Source organism: Rhizobium sp. KNZ2-6A (genome assembly GCF_056755475.1).
Window position 1 is genome coordinate 87,825 of the sequence record NZ_JBNDIC010000007.1, and the last position, 20,160, is coordinate 107,984.

General features: G+C 60.9%; 10 protein-coding genes. 3 read left to right on the top strand and 7 right to left on the bottom strand.

Annotated elements, in window-relative coordinates:
* Positions 1–2: 2 nt before the first annotated feature.
* The 3 genes from ACPYOP_RS07495 to ACPYOP_RS07505 all read right to left on the bottom strand — a co-directional run bounded on the left by ACPYOP_RS07495 (position 3) and on the right by ACPYOP_RS07505 (position 12,551).
* Complete coding sequence (locus tag ACPYOP_RS07495; RefSeq protein WP_481409751.1) at positions 3–7,466, bottom strand: type I polyketide synthase; 7,464 nt, start codon at positions 7,464–7,466, stop codon at positions 3–5.
* Between the two features lie 394 nt (positions 7,467–7,860).
* Entirely contained in the window at positions 7,861–11,316 is a 3,456-nt protein-coding gene (locus ACPYOP_RS07500) for an AAA family ATPase (RefSeq protein ID WP_481409752.1), read from the bottom strand.
* Entirely contained in the window at positions 11,316–12,551 is a 1,236-nt protein-coding gene (locus ACPYOP_RS07505) for a metallophosphoesterase family protein (RefSeq protein WP_481409753.1), read from the bottom strand. Before ACPYOP_RS07505 ends, ACPYOP_RS07500 begins: the two co-directional genes overlap by 1 nt.
* A 226-nt stretch (positions 12,552–12,777) precedes the next feature.
* Between ACPYOP_RS07505 and ACPYOP_RS07510 the strand changes: the two genes are divergently transcribed.
* Positions 12,778–13,764 (top strand): aldo/keto reductase, encoded by a 987-nt coding sequence (locus tag ACPYOP_RS07510; RefSeq protein ID WP_481409754.1) that lies wholly within the window; start codon positions 12,778–12,780, stop codon positions 13,762–13,764.
* A 157-nt stretch (positions 13,765–13,921) separates the two neighbouring features.
* Positions 13,922–14,659 carry an SDR family oxidoreductase gene (locus ACPYOP_RS07515; protein ID WP_481409755.1) on the top strand — a complete coding sequence of 246 codons (738 nt, stop codon included), beginning with the start codon at positions 13,922–13,924 and terminating at the stop codon, positions 14,657–14,659.
* A 170-nt stretch (positions 14,660–14,829) separates the two neighbouring features.
* Here the strand turns inward: ACPYOP_RS07515 and ACPYOP_RS07520 are convergent, their stop codons facing one another.
* Together ACPYOP_RS07520 and ACPYOP_RS07525 are read right to left on the bottom strand one after the other, a co-directional pair.
* Positions 14,830–15,408, bottom strand: a complete 579-nt coding sequence (locus ACPYOP_RS07520) for a flavodoxin family protein (RefSeq protein ID WP_481409756.1) — start codon at positions 15,406–15,408, stop codon at positions 14,830–14,832.
* Positions 15,409–15,702: 294 nt separating this feature from the next.
* Positions 15,703–16,047, bottom strand: a complete 345-nt coding sequence (locus ACPYOP_RS07525) for a DoxX family protein (protein WP_481409757.1) — start codon at positions 16,045–16,047, stop codon at positions 15,703–15,705.
* Between the two features lie 124 nt (positions 16,048–16,171).
* On the opposite strand from ACPYOP_RS07525, the gene ACPYOP_RS07530 reads away from it, so the two are divergent.
* Positions 16,172–16,744: a TetR/AcrR family transcriptional regulator gene (locus ACPYOP_RS07530; protein WP_481409758.1), complete on the top strand. Its 573-nt coding sequence runs from the start codon at positions 16,172–16,174 to the stop codon at positions 16,742–16,744.
* Positions 16,745–16,894: 150 nt separating this feature from the next.
* On the opposite strand, the gene hupB is transcribed toward ACPYOP_RS07530, so the two are convergent.
* Positions 16,895–17,170, bottom strand: coding sequence for a DNA-binding protein HupB (gene hupB, locus ACPYOP_RS07535; protein ID WP_481409759.1), 276 nt, complete (start codon positions 17,168–17,170; stop codon positions 16,895–16,897).
* A 200-nt stretch (positions 17,171–17,370) separates the two neighbouring features.
* Positions 17,371–19,791, bottom strand: coding sequence for an endopeptidase La (lon, locus tag ACPYOP_RS07540; protein ID WP_481409760.1), 2,421 nt, complete (start codon positions 19,789–19,791; stop codon positions 17,371–17,373).
* Positions 19,792–20,160 lie beyond the last annotated feature (369 nt).

The window sequence follows — 20,160 nt, forward strand, 5'->3', positions numbered from 1 at the left end:
CGTCACTGAACGGCCCTTTTTTCCTGTTCGGCGGCGTGGCTGCGTGCCAGACGCTCGACAATCTGGTCGTTGCCCGCGACGTCAGCTTTCACATCGTCACCATTGCGGTTCATGACACGATCCCGCAAACGGCTGACGACATCGCCTACCGTCGTGCCTTCGCCTACACCGCTCAAGGGAATATCGAAGCCGGTCTTTTGCTGGAAACTCATGCCGAGCTCCATCGCCATCAGGCTATCGAGGCCGATATCCTTCAAAACCTTGTCTGGCGTCACTGTGTCTTCGGTGACTCGCAGGATCGCGGCAATTTCCGCAGCAACGAGCGCATGCAGGGCGGCTTGAGCCTCCTCTTCTGATTTGCCGTTGATCAGCTCGCTCAGATCGATGCTGTCTCCCTCGTTCGGGACCTGATGGCTGCCCGTATGCCGCATCAGCGGTTCGAAGAGCGCGCGACCGGCAATCGGCAGGAGGCGAACGGCGTTCCAATCGATCTCGGCAATCATGACGGCTGCGGCATCGATGGCGCCGGTGTCGGCCAGAATATAGCGCTCGACCTGTTCCAGCGCGTCTCGCGCCTTCAAGGCGGCCTTGCCTAAGCGCTTGGACAGGAGATCATTGACCTCGCCGTTGCGCGCAAGGAAACCCTTGTCTGCGATGGCGCCGAAGCCGACGGCCAGAGCCGGCTTGCCGGCGGCGCGACGCGCGCGGGCCAGGCCTTCCAGATAGCCATTTGCCATCACGTAATTGGCCTGCCCGGGATTGCCGAGCATGGTCGTTGCCGAGGAAAAGAGCAGAAAGAGTTCGAGCTTGTCATCCCGCGTCAAACGATCGAGGGTTTCGGCGCCGCGTATCTTGACCTCGAGAACAGGACGATTGCGCTCCGGCGTCAGACTGGCGAGGAAAGCATCATCCAGGACCATGGCGGCATGGACGACGCCCTTCAGCGCTCCTTCGGCGCGAAGCGCGGCGAGCAGCGTCTCAACCGCGGTCGCATTAGTGACATCGCAGGCATGCAGCGTCGTCACCACGCCTCGCTTGGCCCAATCGGCCATCGCCTTCCTGGTTTCCGCGTCGGCAATACCACGGCGTGAGCACAATGCTATGCGGCGCGCGCCCCTGGAGACGAGCCAATCGGCGGCGGAAAGCCCGAAGCCGCCGATGCCGCCCGCGACAAGGAAAATGCCGCTCGCATCGAAGCGCAGAGATTTCGCCGAAGCCCGCAAGACGCTATCGACACCCGGAACGGGCGGTCGCACGACGATCTTGCCGATATGGCCGGCATTCTGCATCAAGCGGAATGCATTGCCGATCTCGTCATGGGCGAAGGCACGGTATGGCAGCGGCGTCAGCTTTTCCTCGGCGAAAAGCTGGCCGATCTCGCTGAAGATGCGCCGGGTCAGATCAGGCGCACCGACCAGAAGCTGATCGGCATCGATGCCGAAATAGCTGACATTGCGCCGGAACGGACGCAAGCCGATCTTGCGATCGGCATAATAGTCGCGCTTGCCCAGCTCCAGGAAGCGACCGAAGGGTTTGACCAGCTCGATGCTTCGCTCCATCGCTTCGGAGAAAAGCGAGTTAAGAACGAGGTCCACGCCCTCACCATCTGTAAGGCGACGTACGCCCGCGACGAAATCCAAAGAGCGGGAATCGAGCACATGATCGGCGCCGAGCATTTCAAGGAAGCCGCGTTTCTCGACCGTGCCGGCCGTGGCGATTACCCTCGCACCCCTATGCTTGGCGATCTGGAGTGCGGCAAGGCCGACGCCGCCGGCGGCTCCGTGGATCAGGATAGTTTCACCCGGCTGGATACGCCCGAGTTCGACCATCGCGTAATAGGCCGTCAGAAAGGCAACCGGCACCGTCGCGGCATCAACGGCTTTCATCTGCTCCGGCAGCTTGGTCACGCCGTCGCGCCGGACCCGAACATGGGTCGAAAACGCGGCCGGCCCAATCCCCATCACCCTGTCGCCGGGCTGGAGATCATCGACCGCATCGCCCACGGCCGAAATCCTACCCGCGAATTCCATGCCGATGGTGGCGCCGGCAAAGCCATCTTCCAACGCCTCTTCAGGCAGGAGGCCCATCGCCCACATGACATCCCGGAAGTTGAGGCCGGTCGCTTCGACGGAAACAACGACCTCGCCTTCATCGGGCACGGGAAGGCTGGCTTCCTCCCAGGCCAGGCTATCCAGGCGACCGCCGACATGCTGCCGGATCGTTGCCGCCTCGAAATCGTGGCGGCTCGCGTCGATGGCGCCGAAGGGGCCGGCGGCAGCTCTGATTTCACGGATTTTTCCGGTGAGGCGATCCAGAAACCACTCTCTATTCTCCGTCTGCGCTGCCATCAGGGCGTCGATGACCGCAACAGTCCGCTTGTCATCCGCATCGGCATCCAGCAGATGCACATCGAAGGCATCATATTCGTTTTGAAGGACACGTCCGAAGGCCCAGAGGCCGGCATTGGCTTCATCGACAGAGCCCGCCGCCAGCGGGGAACCGCCCGGTGCAACGATAATGAGCCGCGGCTTTGCTCCGTCGCTTTTCCGCGCCAATAGATTCGCCAATTCGGTGAAGGCAGACAGACGGGAAAGCGAGAGCTCCGTCGCCTCGCCAGGCTTCAGGTCTGCGATGAATACGATCCCACGAGTGTCGCGATTGATTGCGCCGAGAGCATCGGCAAGATCTGCAGATGATGCGCCGAGATCGACGACCGTCATTCTCTTATCGAGCCTGGCCAGGCCGTTCCGGCCTTGCTCCGACAAGATCAGGATCGGCTCGGCGGCTCCAGCAGCGCTCGACGCCTCCGGCCACCGTTCGGAGAAGGCCGACGCCGCGATCAGAGAACCTTCGGGGAAGGTCAGTTCGCGGATGCAAGGCTTGGCAAAGCCAAGTGTCTCCAGGAGATCTTCGATCTGTTGCGGCGTACCGAGCCGTCCGACTGGAAATTCCGGCGATTGGCTGTCGGCAAACCAGCCGTCGGACAGGCCGAAGACGAAATCATTGAAGGCGCTCGGTGCACGATCGGCCAGCAACAATTGCCCGCCACCGGCAGCGACTGTCCGGAGAATTCGCTTGATGTCGTCATTGTGCCGCAGCAGATACTGGCTCTGATCGCCGGACGCGACGACGATATCGGCAATGGTGCGATCCGTCAGCCTGGCCGCGTCCGTCACGGTGACATGCGCGTCGCGCTCGAAAGCGATCTCCAGCGCGCGGCGCGCGTGCTCGCGCGGCTCGGCGATGACGAGGCATGCGCCAACGGCGGAGGCAGCGGCCGCCAGCCTTCGGCTGAAAGCCGCCGATACCGAGCCGATCTCAAGAATGTGCTCGATGACCCCGGCATTGGCTTCAATAGCGGATGCCAACGCCTCCGCAAGCAGGGAAAGCCGCCTTTCGCTCAAAGGAGAGTGAAGAAGCATATGCTCCAGGGTCGCTCCGCCGGAAAAGCCCGCGCCTCGGTTCGCGGGCTCCCGTCCCACGACATGCGGCCGTATCATCGCCAAATGCTCGAGCGTCTCGCGATGGGCATTGCCCACGAGAACGGCCTCGGCCACACGCGCGGCATCTTCGCGATAGACTTCCTGCAGCAGTTCAGCCAGCGGAGGCAATGTCGGCTCTTGCGGGATCTCCCATTTGCCGTCGCCGGCTGTCGCTATGCCTGCGTCCTCGAGAATATAGAGGCAATTGACGAGAAAGGACCTGAATTCGGAATCGCCGGGAAGGCTGGAGAATGCGACGCCGCCCTTACGGTCGGCCACTGTCAGCGCTATGTCGTGGCAGGCGCGATAGACCGCGGCATCGAGAAGAAGGCTCGCATTGTTGAGCGCGTGGTTCTCGTCGAAGCTCGGCTCCGGTAAAATCCGCAACGCATTCGCGCCAGCTTCGCCGCTATCGGCCAAAACGAACGACGGCATGCTCTCATAGTGAAACGCAACGGACTCGAGCGTTGCCCGGCGGCGCAATTGCGTGCGGCGGAAGCGGCAATCATCGAGAACCGCAATCGGCTTTTCGCCCGCATCGAACAGGGCGAAACGCGCCTTGATCGAATTTGCGCTGAATCGATCGATCTCGATACGCGCCTTGACAATAGATCCTCCCCTGCCGAAGGCCCTCACCGTGCCGAAGTGAATGGGGATATAGGGCGCACCAGCCTCATCGCCGGAAAACTGATCGAACAAGGCGACGAGACCGTGAAACGCGGCGTCGACCGACATAGGGTTGAGATTGTAAGTCCCGAAAGGATGCGCAGGCGCAGCCGCCGGCTTCAGATCCACCTCGATGATGTCGTGACCGAAAGCGACCGCCTTTGCCAGAAGCTGGAAATGCGGACCGTAATGCAGTCCGAAACGCTCCGCCGTTTCATAGGTCACTTCAGAGGTCAAAACGGATTTGCGATCCCTGCCCGATCGTTCGACAGGCTCGCTACTCCCCTCGCCGCTTAAGGGCTTGCGGCAACGCCCGACGGCATGCACCGTCCATTCGTCATGGCTGAGGCGCTCACGCGATCGGATCTCGATGTCTCCGGTCTCGGGCGACAGGATCGTCGACAGCTCGACCATGCGATCCTGGAACAGTTCAAGCGGCCGGATGATTTCGAGATTGCCGATCTCGACCTCGTCCGCCCCGTAATACTGTTGTGCCGCCGTGACGGCGATTTCGATGAAGCCGCTGCCGGGCATGATTGCCTTGCCATCGACCACATGCTCGGCAAGGTCCGGAAAAAGACGAGCATCGAGATGGTTCTTCCAGTTCGAACCATTGAGATCGGTCCGCCAGCCGAGCAGCGTATGAGGATTCTTTCGGTCACGGCCGAAGATATCGATCTCGTCGGCTGTCGGTTGCGTCCGCAATTCCAGCGGCTCGAACGGCAGGGACGGCAGCCTGACGAAAGCGTTGCGCGTCGCGCTGCCGCGCGCGCGCAGCGCCGGCGCACCATTGGCGACCGCCCTCGCGAATGATTGTGAAACCGGATCATGACCGGCAACGGGCGCTTCGCGCAGCAAGGTCGGTATGGCAATGACTTGAACCGAAGCCTGCTTGGCGATCTCCGCCACATAGTTGGACAGGATCGGGCGCGGCGAAATTTCGATGAAGAGATTGCATCCCATTGCCATGGCGGCCTGACAGCCGGCCTTGAAGAGCACGGGATCGCGAACATTGCGCCACCAATATTGCGTATCCAGGAGGCGGCCATCGCGCAGTTCGCCGGTCACGGTCGAAATGAAAGTCCCTGACCCGCTATCCGGCGCCAGATCGGGCAGATCGGCCAAAAAGGCATCCCTGGCACGATCGATGATCGGATGATGGAATGGGTAGTTGATATCGAGGATATGCGCGACGATCTGGGATTTGCGCGCCGCATCCCTGAACGCCTCTACTTCGTCGACCGGGCCGGAAATCGTTACCGAATTCAGCGCGTTGATCGCCGCGATACAGATATTGTCGAGGCCATGGGACTTCGCGAAGGCCAAGGCGGCATCCTCACTGAGGACCACGGCGGCCATCTTGCCTTCGCCGGCCAGAAGATCCTGATGCAGCGAGCGCTTGGCGACGATCGCGACCGCCTCGGCGGCCGTCAGCACCTTGGCGGCATAGGCCGCGGCGATTTCGCCGACCGAATGGCCGAAGACGGCATCAGGCCTGACGCCCATCGACCACAGGCAGTCCGAGAGGGATGCCTGGAGCGCAAACAACAACGGTTGCGCAATCTTGGTATCGGCGAGCCGCGCGGAAAGATCCGCCGCGACCAGAACATCCGTCAGCTTCTCGCCGAGATAATATTCGAAAAGGGCGCTGAAGGACTGGAAGCATTGCCGGAAATGGCGGTTTTCCTCGTAGGCGCCAACGCCCATACCCGCCCATTGCGACCCGTTGCCGGAAAAGACGAAGGCGATCTTGGCGGCTTGCGCCGGTGCCTCGCCCGCCTCGCCGACCGACGTTTTGCCGGACAGATGCGCGTCGATCGCGGCAAGTACCGCCGCGCTATCCTTGGCCCGGGCCGCAAAGCGATGACGCATGGGTTCGCGATTGGCGGCGGCGGAAGCGACGATCTGTCGAGCCTCCCTGGGCTCGGCGCTTTCAAGGCTCGCCTTGTATTCCTCGAGCAATTTCGAAAGAGCGGAGGCCGTATGGGCGCTTGCCGCAAAAACCACTCCTTCGCCCCTGATTTGCGGCTCGGGCGGCGCGACCGGATCGGGATCGCTGATGACGACATGCGCGTTGGTGCCGCCGAAACCGAAAGAGTTGATGCCCGCAAAACGCGGTTGCTTCGCAGGGAGCAGCTCGATCGCGGATGTATTGACGCGGACGTTCAGGCCCTCGAAATCGATCGCCTCGTTCGGGCGGTCGAAATGCAGGGACGCCGGGAGGAAATTATTCTCCAGCGCGATGATCGCCTTCAACAGCCCAAACAGGCCGGATGCGGGTTCGGTATGGCCGATATTGGTCTTGATCGAGCCGATCGGCACCGGCGCCCGCCGGTTGCGTCCTATGACTTCGCCGATCGCCCAGATTTCAGCAGGATCGCCGACCTTCGTTCCCGTTCCATGGCCTTCGATGAAGGCAATGCGATTGACATCGATCCCGCGCCCTTCATAGATCGACTGCAGCAAGGCTGCCTGCGCCTCTCGCGACGGCATGGAGATGCCGTTAGTCCGCCCCGAGGAATTGACGCCGACGGCATGGATCCTGGCATAGCTGCGATCCTTCTCACGCAGCGCGACATCCGTCCGGCGCAAGACGATCGCCGCGCCGCCTTCCGCCCGAACGTAACCGCGTCCATCATCATCATAGGCACGGCAGAGGCCCTCTGGCGACAGCATGCGCGCCTGAGCGAAGCCTACGAAGGACATTGGGTGGAGCAGGACATTGATGCCGCCGACGATTGCCGTATCGATCTCGCCGCCTTCCAACGCCCTCACCGCCTGGTCGAGCGCAACCAGCGACGACGAGCAGGCCGTGTCGATCGTCATGCTCGGCCCGCGCAAGCCGAATATGTGCGAGATGCGATTGGAAACGATCGAAAGCGTATTGCCCGTCATGAAATACGGGCCGCCCGACGCCGGATCTTCGAGCGTCAGGTTGCCATGCTCGAGAGAGGATGCACCGACATAGACGCCGACCCGCTGCCCCTCGAAACCGTCAATCGGCAGATTTGCATCTTCCAAAGCCCGCCAGACAACATTGAGAAGGATGCGCTGCTGCGGATCCATCTGCATCGCCTCGCGCTGGGAAAGGCCGAAAACTGCGGGGTCAAACGCGTAGACATTCTCGAGAACGCCGGCCGCAAATGTGTAGGTCTTGCCGGGGACACCCACAGCCGGATGCCAAAAGCGCGCAAGATCCCAGCGCTCATCAGGTATACGGCTTATCGTGCAACGCCCCTCCTTGAGGACAAGCTGCAGTTCTTCAATCGAACCCGCCCCAGGGGCAACGCTTGCGCGTCCGATAATTTCAACCGTCATGATCTCTCAGCAATATTCTACGAAGTACACCAAGCTGGCCATTTTCAACATCAACTGCCCACATCATCATTATCTATGGTTGTCACCAATAAAACATTTGCGTGTACAACCAATATGCGGCAGTGCAACAACCGATGCAATATGAGATGTCTCAGCCCCTCAATCCACGTAGAAAATCGCAGCCCCTGTTCTCGTCCACTGCAATTGTTTCCGTAATTCAGTTCGCGACGAATCCCGCCCCTTCACAAGGCATGATCCGTCAAGATCATACAGATGTCGGCACTCACCAATGAATAGAGGTAAAAGCAGCCGTCGTCAGAGCTGCGAGAGCCTCCATTCGCTCGGCTACTGTCCCAGATTCGCCGCAGTCGCCGCCCCCTGCGGGCCATCTTGGTCAGAGCTGGATCAGATCTAAATCCCGGCCCATTTCGCGTTTGGCGATGTCGACCACGCTCATCTCGTGGGTGAAGAGGATCGTCTGGAAGCGGTCGGCCGTTGCGGCTAATACCTGCAGCCCCGCGCGGGCGCGTTCGTCGTCGAAGGTCTGGAAGATATCGTCGACGATCAATGGCGCCGGTTCGTTGCGGGCGGAATAATCCTCGAGAAATGCCAGCCGCAGGGCGAGATAGAGCTGGTCGCCTGTGCCCTCGCTCAGGCCATCGAGCGGCACGCGTTCGCCCGCGGCGCGTTCCGCCAGTAGCTGCAGCGCGTCGCTTTCATCGTGGGCCTCGACGAGACGGGAGAAACGACCGCCCGTCAGCTGCGAGAACAGCTCGCCGGCACGCCTGATGACGGGATCGGCCTGCTTCTCGCGATAGGCTTCCATCGAGCCGGCCAGCATGCGGGCGGCGATCTTCAGGACGACCCATTGCCGCGCGAGGTCCTTTGCTTCCTGTTCGGCCGAAAGCTTCTCAAAAACCGCATATTCGGCACTGACGCCGGTTTCCAGGGCCTGCCGCTGGCGGCGGTTCTCCGCCAGCCGCGCTGAAAGCTCGCCGTGCACGGCGAACTGCCGCTGGTCTTCCTCGGTCAACCGCTCGATCTCGAGATCGGCGGCGACGCGTTCGAAGCCGGCAAGCTCGGCACGAAGCTCGTCTTCGGCTTTGCCGTCGGCTTGCTGACGGAATCGATCGCGGCTTTCGACAAGCCGAGCAGTCAGCCGCAGGCGTTCACGCAGCCGCAGGAGCAGCGCCGGCAGGTCTTCCACGCCGCCGAGATCGGCAGTCAGATGATCGAGTTCAGCGGCAATGGCTGCAAGCGCAGCCTCCTGGCGTGCCACGAGCCCTTCCCCGCGCTGCCATTCTTCCTCGAGGCTGTCGCGCTTTTTCAGTTCGCCGCGCATGGCGTTGACGCGCGTGTGCAATGCCTCAGCGGCGGCATCCGGCGGAAGATGGTCCAATTCATAGCCGCTATTGGCGGCAAGCGTCGCAAGTTGCCGCTCGAAATCCGCCATGTCGCGTCGCATGCCATTGACGCGACGCAAACGGTTTTCGCGCTCGGCCAGGATATCGGGCAGCTCCTGCCATGCTTTCAGGGCGGCATTTGCCATTTCGAGGGTCGTGTCGGGCGGCAGCCCAAGCAGTTCAACGGCTTTAACGAAGGCGCCGCGCCAATCGGCGTGCTGTCGTTCCAAGGTTTGTTGCTGATCCTCGAACCGGGTCAGCCGGTCACGCGCCGCGCCGATCTCGCCTTCCCGCGTGCGGCTTTCGCTCCAGCGTTCAGACAGAAGACGCAAATGCTTGCGCAAGCCTTCCGCAATCGCGGCCGATGGAAGGCGGCCACTCCTATAGCCGGTCGCCTCGACGATGTCCTGCAGCGCAGGCAGGACGCGACCTTCCGCCAGCGCATTCTCATCCCGTTCGTCCAACAAATCCCGCAGTGCCTTGCGCTCACGCCGCAGCAGTTCCACCCCACGCCGCCACTCCAGCATGGTCGATGGATCGAGGGCATCGATGTCGCAGGGGTCAAAAAGGGCAGCGAAGGTTACCTCGGCATCCTTCAAAGCCTTTTCGCAACTCTTGAGGCGGCCAACGGCGGCCTCCCGCTCTTGCAGCAGGCGCACCTGACGCAGGCGATAATCCGCATGGCGCGCGACACGATCCGCATCGCTGAGGGCGGCGTCGGCCAATCGATCGGCCTCGGCAACACCGACGGTCAGTGCCGCAAGCCCCTTGGCTTCCGGAGCCAAGCCGTCCGTCCACCTCTGCTGGATGGAGGTCCATTGCGCATCACGGCTTTCGCGCGCGGCGATGATCTGCTCGCGGGTGACGATCGGCCCGGTGCGCTCGGCGTCTGCCAGCGTCCGTTCTATCTCCGCCAAGTGCTCGTCATGGTTCTGCAGTTTGCCGGCGGCTTCGCGCACCTTCGACCGCGCGGCGTCGATGGTGTCGCGATGTCCGGCAATCTCCGTCGTTTCCGGCAGCGGCACGGAAAACAAAATATCCATGTCACCGATCGGTGGCTGCAGCCGTCCGGCGGCTTCCTTGAGATCGGATTCGATGCGGCGTATCTGCGTTTCCAGCCCGTCAAGACGGCTCAAGGCCGCGAGATCGCTGCCCAGCGCCTCGAGCTGATCGATATAGGGCCGCGGATCGATCAGCCGTCCGTTAAGGCTGTCCCTCTCCAGAGCGACCAGCTGCCGGCGTTCGCTTTCGGATTGCTCGGCAAGCGATTGCGTCTGTCGCGCAAGTTGCCTGCCCTCTTCCACCAGCTCGGACAGGCGCGCACGGTCGATGTCGCTCGGCTGCTGCAGCTCCAGCTCACCTTCAGGAAGACCGAGACGACGGGCAAGCTGTGAAAGCATCGTGTCGTAACCGGCAAGCTCCTGATCGACGCGCGGCAGGTCGTGACGCTGGGCGCGGTAGTTGCCCGTATCGGCAAAGAGCTGGGTGATATCGCCCGACATCTGCAGCAGCGCGTCATCGACCTGGATACGGGAAAGGTCTTCTTCGGCGCGCGCAACGGCTTGTCGAGCCCGGCGCAATTCCTCTTCGCCCGCCTGCTTATCGCGCAATCTCTGTTCAAGCGTATCGGCGAAGCCTTTCGGTATGGCGGAAAGGTCGGAGAGCCCCTCGAGCCCGAGGGTTTCGGCATCGATTTCTGATAGCAAGGGCTGCAAGGTTTTCAGCCGCTTGAGCCGGTCCAGCGCTTCCCGCGTGCCATGACGCTCCGCCTGCAGGCGCTCCAGTTCCGTCTCCAGTTCGCCCGCTTCGGCAAGAAGCTTCTTCCAGTCGCCGGACTTCAGCTCGTTGTCCCGCTCGGCCTTGCGGGCATCTTCGTAGCGGTCGAGCGCCTGATAGAAACCGCGATCCTTCGAACGTCTGGCCGCATAGATACCCTCTGCCTCCGCTTCCAGCGACTGGCGCAAGCGTGACAGGCCGGTCAGCCCTGAAGCGGCGGAAAACAGCAGGCTGCCGATCTCGCCGCCACTGCGCAGCATCGCGGTCGCACCTTGCCGCAGCCGTTGCGAGTCGAGGCCGAAGGCGCGCTCGAAGACATCGCGGCTCAAATTGCCGAGGAAGGGCGAAAGCGCATCCTCGGCGAGCGGCGCTTCCTTGTCATCAGGAGCGAGAAGCGTTCCCTTGCGGCCGCGCCGGCGGCGGAAACTCAGTTTTGCGCCGTCGCGCGCGCTGATGTCTGCTCCAATCCGTAAAGCTCCGGGTTCATGCAGGAAGCTTTGCTCGGCGGCCGTCGGGAAACCGAACAGAAGATCAGAGATCGCGCTTAAAGCCGAGGATTTGCCCGCCTCGTTCGGACCATAGATCACGTGCAGCCGCGCACCAGGGCGAAAATCGAGCGTGCGATCGGTGAGCGCGCCATAGCGGAGGATATCGAGCCGGGTAAAGCGCATCAGTCCGCCCTCTGCCCGCGCGCCAGCAGCAGTTGCCGCGCCTCTTCGATGAGGGTCTCCATGCTATCGTCCAGCGGCAAGGCCGTCGCGCCAAGACCGCCCGGCAGGCGCACGGCGATCTCGTCGATCAACCGGCCCGCTGCCGCCACGATTTCGGCATCGCCGGCATGTTCGGCGAGGAGCTGGCGCAGATCGAGCGCGCCATCTGCATCCGCCGTTCTCTCCGGCGGCGGCTCCAGCCGCAGTTCCAGCTTTTCCAGCCAGATATCCTCATGCACGCGGTGGCAGGCGGCTTCCACCTCGTCGCGCCATTGCTGGCGGTTGGCGGCGATCGTGCCATGCAGCGATGTCACGCCGGAAAGCCGGACACGCAGCGCGGTCATGCGCCCTACCATCTCGTCGGTCAAGGGTTGTACCGCCTGCTCCACATGGCGCAGGATCGCCGCCTGATCGTCCTCCGGCCCGACGACGATATCGGCCTGGGCGAAGCGCGCCTCGTCGACAATCAGGCGCTCATGTTCGATCCGCCCATCTTCGACGGTTACCAGCACCGCGCCCTTGGCGCCACGCTCGCGGATATTGCGACCCTGCAGATTGCCCGGAAAGATCACGAGCGGATCCTGTGCCACCACTTCATAATCATGCACATGGCCGAGCGCCCAATAGTCGTAGCCGCGCGAGCGCAGATCATCGACGGAGCATGGCGCATAGGGCGCATGCGGTTCGCGGCCGGTCAACGAGGTGTGGAGAATACCGATGTTGAACCAGCCGGAGACCGGCGCGGGATAGGAAATCGCCAGATTGTCGTTGGCGGAGCGTTCGGCAAAGCCCTGGCCATGCAGTGCCACCTGCAGCGTCTCCAGTCTGACGCTGCCGGGCTTGCCGGTCGGGAACTCATGGACGTTTGATGGCAGAGTGATGGTCTTGGTGATGACGCTTGCCGCATCGTGATTGCCGCGCAGTAGGTAGACCGGAATGCCCGCCCGCTCCAGCCGCGCCGTCTCGCGATTGAAGAACAGGCCGATCTTGTTGTCCTTCCAATCGCCGTCATAAACATCGCCGGCGATCACGAAGAAATCGACACGCCTTTCGATCGCCAGTCCCACCAGCGTCGAGAAGGCCTTGCGACTAGCTTCGACGAAGACCGCGGCGACGGCGGCGTCCTTCAGGGCCAGACCCTGGAAGGGGCTGCCAAGATGCAGATCGGCGGCATGGATGAAGCTGAAAGAGGGCATGGGCTCCGATAGTATTGTCAGATGTCCGGTCTTTCCTTTGTAAGGAAATGGAGGCGCTGTGAATACCGCGCCGGCGGCTTCATCCAATGGTTTCGTAAGCCAGGCCGAGCCTGTCATATTTCTCAGTCACGCGATTGCGATCCTCGATCGCGGATGTGTGCTTGTGGCCCTGTCGGGCGACTGCTACTGCCCTATCATCTTGCGAACAAAAGAGAGGAGACATCTCATGAGACATCATGCTTTCGGACGGACGCCCTTTATCGTGACCGATGTCGGCTTCGGCGCCTGGCAGATCGGCGGCGCATGGGGCGATGTCAGCGAGGCCGACGGCCGCGCGGCGCTGAACGCCGCTCTCGATGCCGGCATGACCTTCATCGATACCGCCGACGTCTATGGCGATGGCCGCTCGGAAAAGATCATCGCCGACGTGTTGAAGGCGCGTGGCGGCGAGCGCCCGATGGTGGCGACCAAGGCCGGCCGCCGGCTGAACCCGCATGTGGCCGACGGCTATAACAAGGCCAATCTCGAAGGCTTCATCGATCGCAGCCTGAAGAACCTCGGCGTCGAAAGCCTCGACCTCGTCCAGCTTCATTGCCCGCCGACCGAAGTTCTCTATCGGCCGGAGGTTTTTGCCGGGCTCGACGAATTGCAGAAGGCCGGCAAGATCAAGGGATACGGCGTCAGCGTCGAAAAGGTCGAAGAAGCACTGAAGGCGATCGAATATCCGGGTGTCGTCAGCATCCAGATCATCTACAACATCTTCCGCCAGCGTCCCGACCATCTGTTCTTCAAGGAAGCCAAGCGCAAGAACGTGGCCGTCATCGCCCGCGTCCCCCTCGCCTCCGGACTACTGTCAGGCAAGATCACCCGCGACACGCAGTTTGCCAGCGACGATCACCGCAACTTCAACCGCCATGGCGAGGCTTTCGATGTCGGCGAGACCTTTGCCGGCGTGCCGTTCGAGGTTGGTCTCCAGGCCGTGGAAGAGGTGCGCAAGCTGGTGCCATCAGGCGCGAGCATGGCGGCTTTCGCCCTGCGCTGGATCCTGATGAACGAAGCCGTCACCGTCGTCATCCCCGGTGCCCGCAATGCCGAGCAGGCAAAGGCCAACGCGGCCGCAGCCGACCTTGCGCCCCTTTCGGCCGACGTCATGGCGGCGACACGCGAGATCTACGAGCGGCTGATCGCGCCGCACGTCCATCATCGCTGGTAATTGCCGTAAGAGCCATTTTGAGGAGGATGGCCGGAACACGTTTCTGGCCATCTTATGGAAGATTTGCCGATGATCACCACATGCTATCAACGGCGGGAAATCTTTCCCGCCCCGACGGACATCCATTCCAAACGATAAGGTTCGAAGAGGAGAGATCATGAAAGTAGCGCTGGTAACAGGCGCATCCCGTGGACTCGGTGCCGTGATTGCGCGCGAACTCGCAAAAGCAGGCTGGGCCGTAGCGGTGAATTATGCCAACGATACGCATGGAGCCGAAGCGATCGCAGAAAGCATCCGGCAAGGCGGCGGGAAAGCTCGTGTGGCAAAATTCAGCGTGATCGACCAAGTTGCCCTCAGCGATGGCCTTGAAGACATCCGGAATACACTCGGTCCCGTCGATCTGATCGTGAACAATGCGACGGGACCGCAGCCCGACATGCCGCTGATGGAGCAATCTTGGCGCAGCTATCTCGATCAGCTCGAATTCTTCGTCAAGGCACCTCTCGAATTGTTGCAGGCGGTGCTACCAGACTGGCGTGCCCGCAAGTCCGGCCGCGTCATCAATATAGGCTCGGAAATTGCCGAACTCGGCAATCCCTATGTCGGAAACTACGCGGCGGCGAAGGGTGCAATGCTTTCCATGACACGCTCATGGGCTCGGGAGCTAGCGCCGGAAGGAATTACGGTCAATCTCGTTGCGCCTGGCTGGATTCCCGTCGAACGACATGCGGGGGCCTCGCAGCAGTCCATCGACAGCTATCTCGCACAGACGCCCCTCGCCCATTTCGGCAGACCTGAAGATATTGCCGATGCCGTCGTCTTTCTCGCCTCGAGCAAGGCAGATTTCATTACCGGCCAGAAGCTCGCGGTCAATGGCGGCCGAACATTGCTCTAATATCACCAGACGGTGAAAACCGATCTGTGATGGAGCCGGGCGAGCAGAGCGGCGACCTCTGTTTTTTCCTGACACTGCCACGCGAAGGTCGGCCGATCATGCTGTAAGCGAACTGCTCTGCTCGCCGGATTCACATGTCTTTCACGTGCTGGGGAGTTAGGAACACGGCATCAGGCGCCTTGAGCCAACGCGAAGCGCTCTGCAACTCGCGCTACGCGCTCGCCGTAAGCGCGAGCAGTTTCCAGGTCGCCGATCGACATTTCGCTCGGGGCTGCGTCGGCATCGCATTGCGCCATCGGCGCGATGTATGAGCCTATCCTGTTCGCATCATCACGCTTCGAAGCCTTTACGTTCGCCGGCTTCATCCCCAGACTGACCCACAGACCTCCGTGCTGCCCCGCCAGAAGAACGAAGTATTCGAGAGTATTGAGCTTGTCGCCGTTCAAACTGGCGCTGTTGGTGAAGCCCCCGAAAACCTTGTCCTGCCATTTGTTGGCGAACCAAGCCTTCGAGGATGTATCGGCAAACTTCTTAAACTGCCAGCTCGGGCCACCCATGTAGGTTGGCGATCCGAAGATGATGGCGTCGGCGGCGTCCAACGCGCCCCATCCGTCATCGGAAAGGTTGCCATCCGCATCGATGGCGCAAAGTACCGCGCCCGCGCCCTCCGCTACGGCTTCCGCCATCCGGTGGGTGTGGCCGTAGCCGGAATGATAGACGACGACTGTGCTTGCTGTGCGATTTGACATGGTGGTTTTTGGCCTCCTTCTGGCCATTGCTTTGCGTTGGCCGGAAGCGAGATCGCTCCGACTGACGTTTTCTCTCAGGTGGGTGGATGACAGGGTGTGACACCCGACGCTCTATGGGCGGGGACCTTTTTCGGCCAGCTACGCGCGAGCCCTCAATTGGATGGCACTGTTTGCCGCGAGATACTGAGATCTAAAGCGCGTCGCGGTCGTTCAGATTCGCTTTTCGCGCTTTAGGTTTTTGGCTTTACTCATGTCGTTGCCGCAAAACCGCTACACACTTTTGCGCGACATGCATTAGCTGCTGACACCCGCCAGAGTCAGCAGCAACAGGAACACGAAAGGCGGCGGGAGCTCTCGATAGTTCCGGATACGGAGAATGGCCGCGATCGCGGCGAGCATGATGCAGGCGCCCAATGCAACCCCGATATATCGGGTGCCGGCTGTGACCAAAAGCACTGCGGTCACGAGTTCAAGCGCAGCCGTGACCCAGCACCACCAGAAAGGAAATCCAAGTCGCACGAATCCCGCGCGGATTTTCGGAAGTCCGCTCGCGTTGACGATGGCGCCGACGAGAAACGCCCCGGCGGCCAGCCAGGTGAGGACGGAATCGAGTGATGTTGGACCTGTGAAAATGTTCATTGGAACACTCGTTGATTTCTTTGATATAGCGCTATCATATAATCTAGCAACGCTAGTTTGTCAATCAACGTTCTTTTTGATAGTTTTATATCAGGAAAATCGCGCATGAGGATTGAGGCATTGGATGGGTATCAGCGAACGCAAGACTCGAGAACGGGCCGAACGTGAACGCAGGATCGTCGTCGCTGCGAGGACGATCGCGGAGCGCGACGGCTGGGCTTCCGTCACGATCCGCCGCCTCGCTGAGGAGATAGAATACAGCCAGCCGGTTCTCTATTCGCATTTCGAAAATCGCGATCAGATCGTCGGAGCGGTCGCGCTCGAGGGCTTCGGCGAATTGGCTGTAATGCTCCGCGCCGCGATCCGGCCATCGTCCCCGTCGAAGGAACGAGTGGAAAGTGTCGCAGCCGCCTATCTCGATTTTGCTTTTGCCCGGCCCGCGATGTACGAGGCGATGTTTATCCTTCCAACCGGGCTCCGCTTCGCCAGATCCGACACGCCGGCGCAGCTCCGTGAGGGTTTCGGAGCTATGGCGACAGTGATTGCACCGTTCGCCGACGATGTGGATACCGCTACCGAAACATTCTGGGCTGCACTTCATGGACTGGCGGAGCTTGAACGTCACGGCAGAATTAGGCCTGCTTTCCGGTCTCAACGTATCGCGCTCGTCATGCAGATGGTATCGAATCAACGCTGAGTTCGGGCATAAACCCTTGGAGTTTGGCCACTCCGGGCCGAAAGCAGCCATGCAGGCATTTACCGCATGAGGCCATAAAAAAGGGCCCGCAAAAGCGGGCCCCAATGTATCCACCCGCAAGGCAAGAGCCTCGCGGCGGGTGAAAACGGATTAGCTGTTGACCGAGTCCTTCAGGCCCTTGCCGGGCGTGAACTTCGGTACGTTACGAGCAGGAATATCGACCTCAGCGCCCGTGGACGGGTTACGGCCCTTCGAGGCTGCACGGTGGGAAACGGTGAAGCTGCCGAAACCAGCGAGGCGAATGTCGCCGCCCTTCTTCAGTTCAGCCTGGACGGTATCGAAAACAGCGTCAACAGCGGAAGCAGCGTCAGCCTTCGTGATACCGGCCTTCTCGGCCACTGCGGACACGAGCTCATTCTTGTTCATGTTTCCACCCCTTTCTTTGGTATGAAACGACTTATCAGTAAGCGGGGTGCAAATAGGATGCTCTTACCCGCCGCAACCCCAAAAGCCCTGCAAATCAAGGAAAAGCAAGCGTCGCTGTGCGCTTTTCACAAAAAAAGACCGGCAAAATTGCCGGTCTTTTCGTCTTTTGGATCAATTCGACAGAATTGAGGCGAAGAGCGTCAATGAGCGATAGTCGAGCCTACATCGTCAACGCCTTCAACGGTAGCAATTACAGGCGTTTCCACGGTGCCATCCCACTCGATCGGCTCGGGCCGGCGAACAAGCGCGTGCTTGATGACCTCGCCCATGCGGGACACGGGGATGATTTCCATGCTGTTCTTCACGTTGTCCGGAATCTCCGCCAGATCCTTGGCGTTTTCTTCCGGGATCAGCACCTTCTTGATGCCACCGCGCAGTGCCGCCAGCAGCTTTTCCTTCAGGCCGCCGATCGGCAGCACGCGGCCGCGCAGCGTGATTTCACCCGTCATGGCCACATCCTTGGAAACCGGGATGCCTGTCATGATCGAGACGATCGCGGTTGCCATGGCGACACCGGCCGATGGACCATCCTTCGGCGTCGCGCCTTCCGGCAGATGCACGTGGATGTCGCTCTTGTCGAAGCGCGGCGGCTCGATGCCGAAATCGACGGCGCGCGAACGAACGTAAGACGCCGCCGCGGAAATCGATTCCTTCATGACTTCCTTCAGGTTGCCGGTGACCGTCATGCGGCCCTTGCCCGGCATCATCACGCCTTCGATCGTCAGCAGCTCGCCGCCGACCTCTGTCCAGGCGAGACCGGTCACGACACCGACCTGATCCTCGCGCTCGGCTTCGCCATGGCGGAAGCGCGGAACGCCCAGATATTCGTCGATATTCGCAGCGGTGATCGCAACGGACTTGGTCTTGCCCTTGATGATCTCGGTGACCGCCTTACGGGCGAGCTTCATCAATTCGCGCTCGAAGTTACGCACACCGGCTTCGCGGGTATACTGCTGGCTGATCGCCATCAGGGCATCGTCGCTGACCGAGAATTCATTCGGCTGCAGCGCATGTTCCTTGATGGCTTTCGGCAGCAGGTGCCGCTTGGCGATTTCGCGCTTCTCGTCTTCGGTGTAGCCGGCGATACGGATGATCTCCATGCGGTCCATCAGGGGCGCAGGGATATTCAGCGTATTCGCCGTCGTGATGAACATCACGTCCGACAGATCATATTCGACTTCCAGGTAGTGATCCATGAAGGTCGAGTTCTGCGCCGGGTCCAGCACCTCAAGCAGGGCCGAAGACGGGTCGCCGCGATAATCCTGGCCAAGCTTGTCGATTTCGTCGAGCAGGAAAAGCGGGTTGGACTTCTTGGCCTTCTTCATCGACTGGATGACCTTGCCGGGCATCGAGCCGATATAGGTGCGGCGGTGACCGCGGATTTCGGCTTCGTCACGAACGCCGCCAAGCGCCATGCGGACATACTCGCGGCCGGTCGCCTTGGCGATCGACTGGGCGAGCGAGGTCTTGCCGACGCCCGGAGGGCCGACGAGGCACAGGATCGGTCCCTTGATCTTGGTGGCGCGCGCCTGGACGGCCAGATATTCGACGATGCGCTCCTTGACCTTCTCCAGACCGAAATGATCCGCTTCGAGGATCTTCTCGGCATTGTTCAGATCGGCCTTGATCTTCGACTTCTTGTGCCAGGGGATACCCAGCAGCCAGTCGAGATAGTTGCGCACGACCGTGGCTTCCGCCGACATCGGGCTCATCTGACGCAGCTTCTTCAGCTCCGCATCGGCCTTTTCCTTGGCTTCCTTGGAGAGCTTGGTCTTGGAGATGCGCTCTTCCAGTTCGGCCATCTCGTCGCGGCCCTCTTCGCCGTCGCCGAGCTCCTTCTGGATCGCCTTCATCTGCTCGTTCAGGTAATATTCGCGCTGCGTCTTTTCCATCTGGCGCTTGACGCGCGAGCGGATGCGCTTCTCGACCTGCAGAACCGAAATCTCGCCTTCCATGAAGCCGAGCGCCTTTTCAAGGCGAGCCTTGACGCTGGTGGTTTCCAGCATTTCCTGCTTTTCGGTGATCTTGATCGACAGATGCGAGGCAACAGTGTCGGCCAGCTTCGAATAATCATCGATCTGGCTGGCGGCGCCAACCACTTCCGGCGAGATCTTTTTGTTGAGCTTCACGTAGCTTTCGAATTCGGAAACGACCGAGCGGCTCAAAGCTTCGAGCTCGACCTGGTCTTCTTCCGGCTCATGCAGGACATGGCCGAGGGCTTCGTAGAAATCCTCGCGGCCGGTATATTCATCGATCTCCGCGCGCGCACGGCCTTCGACCAGCACCTTCACGGTGCCGTCGGGCAGTTTCAGCAGCTGCAGAACGTTGGCAACGGTACCGACCTTGTGGATGGCGTCCGGCGCGGGATCATCATCGCTGGCATTGATCTGGGTGACCAGCATGATCTGCTTGTCCGAACCCATGACCTCTTCGAGCGCCCGAATGGATTTCTCCCGTCCGACGAACAAAGGCACGATCATGTGGGGGAAAACCACGATGTCGCGCAACGGCAAAACCGGATAGGCAGTGCTCTCGTGTGCCGCAGACGTTTTCTTACTCATCTTATTTCCTTTCCGTCGTCCCGTTCCCGGGCTCTCTGCCGGCTGGGAGGGATTAGCCGGCTCTCTCACTTGGTAAACAAGTGGAGCTTCACACTACCTATTTCAAGTCATACGGGATGCGCCGCCATCGCATGGCAGCCCCGCTTATTCACGAGGAGGAACGCAACAACAAACACCGAAGCCCGGCCACTCAAACAAACGCCGGCGAAGCGGAATCCGAAGAAGAACACCGGGCTCGTGCCCAAGTCGCCAGATGCTCCAGAATCATTCCATGATGGCTGCAGCAGGGCCTCTTCACAACCGGTTTCGACCGCGTTCCCATAAGCTTATCCAAGACTTTATCAGCAAACCGCACGATTTTTCAAACAG

Coding starts and splice junctions, on each gene's coding strand:
- ACPYOP_RS07495 (WP_481409751.1), bottom strand. CDS start 7,466: ATGACGGTTGAAATTATCGGACGCGCAAGCGTTGCCCCTGGGGCGGGT.
- ACPYOP_RS07500 (WP_481409752.1), bottom strand. CDS start 11,316: ATGCGCTTTACCCGGCTCGATATCCTCCGCTATGGCGCGCTCACCGAT.
- ACPYOP_RS07505 (WP_481409753.1), bottom strand. CDS start 12,551: ATGCCCTCTTTCAGCTTCATCCATGCCGCCGATCTGCATCTTGGCAGC.
- ACPYOP_RS07510 (WP_481409754.1), top strand. CDS start 12,778: ATGAGACATCATGCTTTCGGACGGACGCCCTTTATCGTGACCGATGTC.
- ACPYOP_RS07515 (WP_481409755.1), top strand. CDS start 13,922: ATGAAAGTAGCGCTGGTAACAGGCGCATCCCGTGGACTCGGTGCCGTG.
- ACPYOP_RS07520 (WP_481409756.1), bottom strand. CDS start 15,408: ATGTCAAATCGCACAGCAAGCACAGTCGTCGTCTATCATTCCGGCTAC.
- ACPYOP_RS07525 (WP_481409757.1), bottom strand. CDS start 16,047: ATGAACATTTTCACAGGTCCAACATCACTCGATTCCGTCCTCACCTGG.
- ACPYOP_RS07530 (WP_481409758.1), top strand. CDS start 16,172: ATGGGTATCAGCGAACGCAAGACTCGAGAACGGGCCGAACGTGAACGC.
- hupB (WP_481409759.1), bottom strand. CDS start 17,170: ATGAACAAGAATGAGCTCGTGTCCGCAGTGGCCGAGAAGGCCGGTATC.
- lon (WP_481409760.1), bottom strand. CDS start 19,791: ATGAGTAAGAAAACGTCTGCGGCACACGAGAGCACTGCCTATCCGGTT.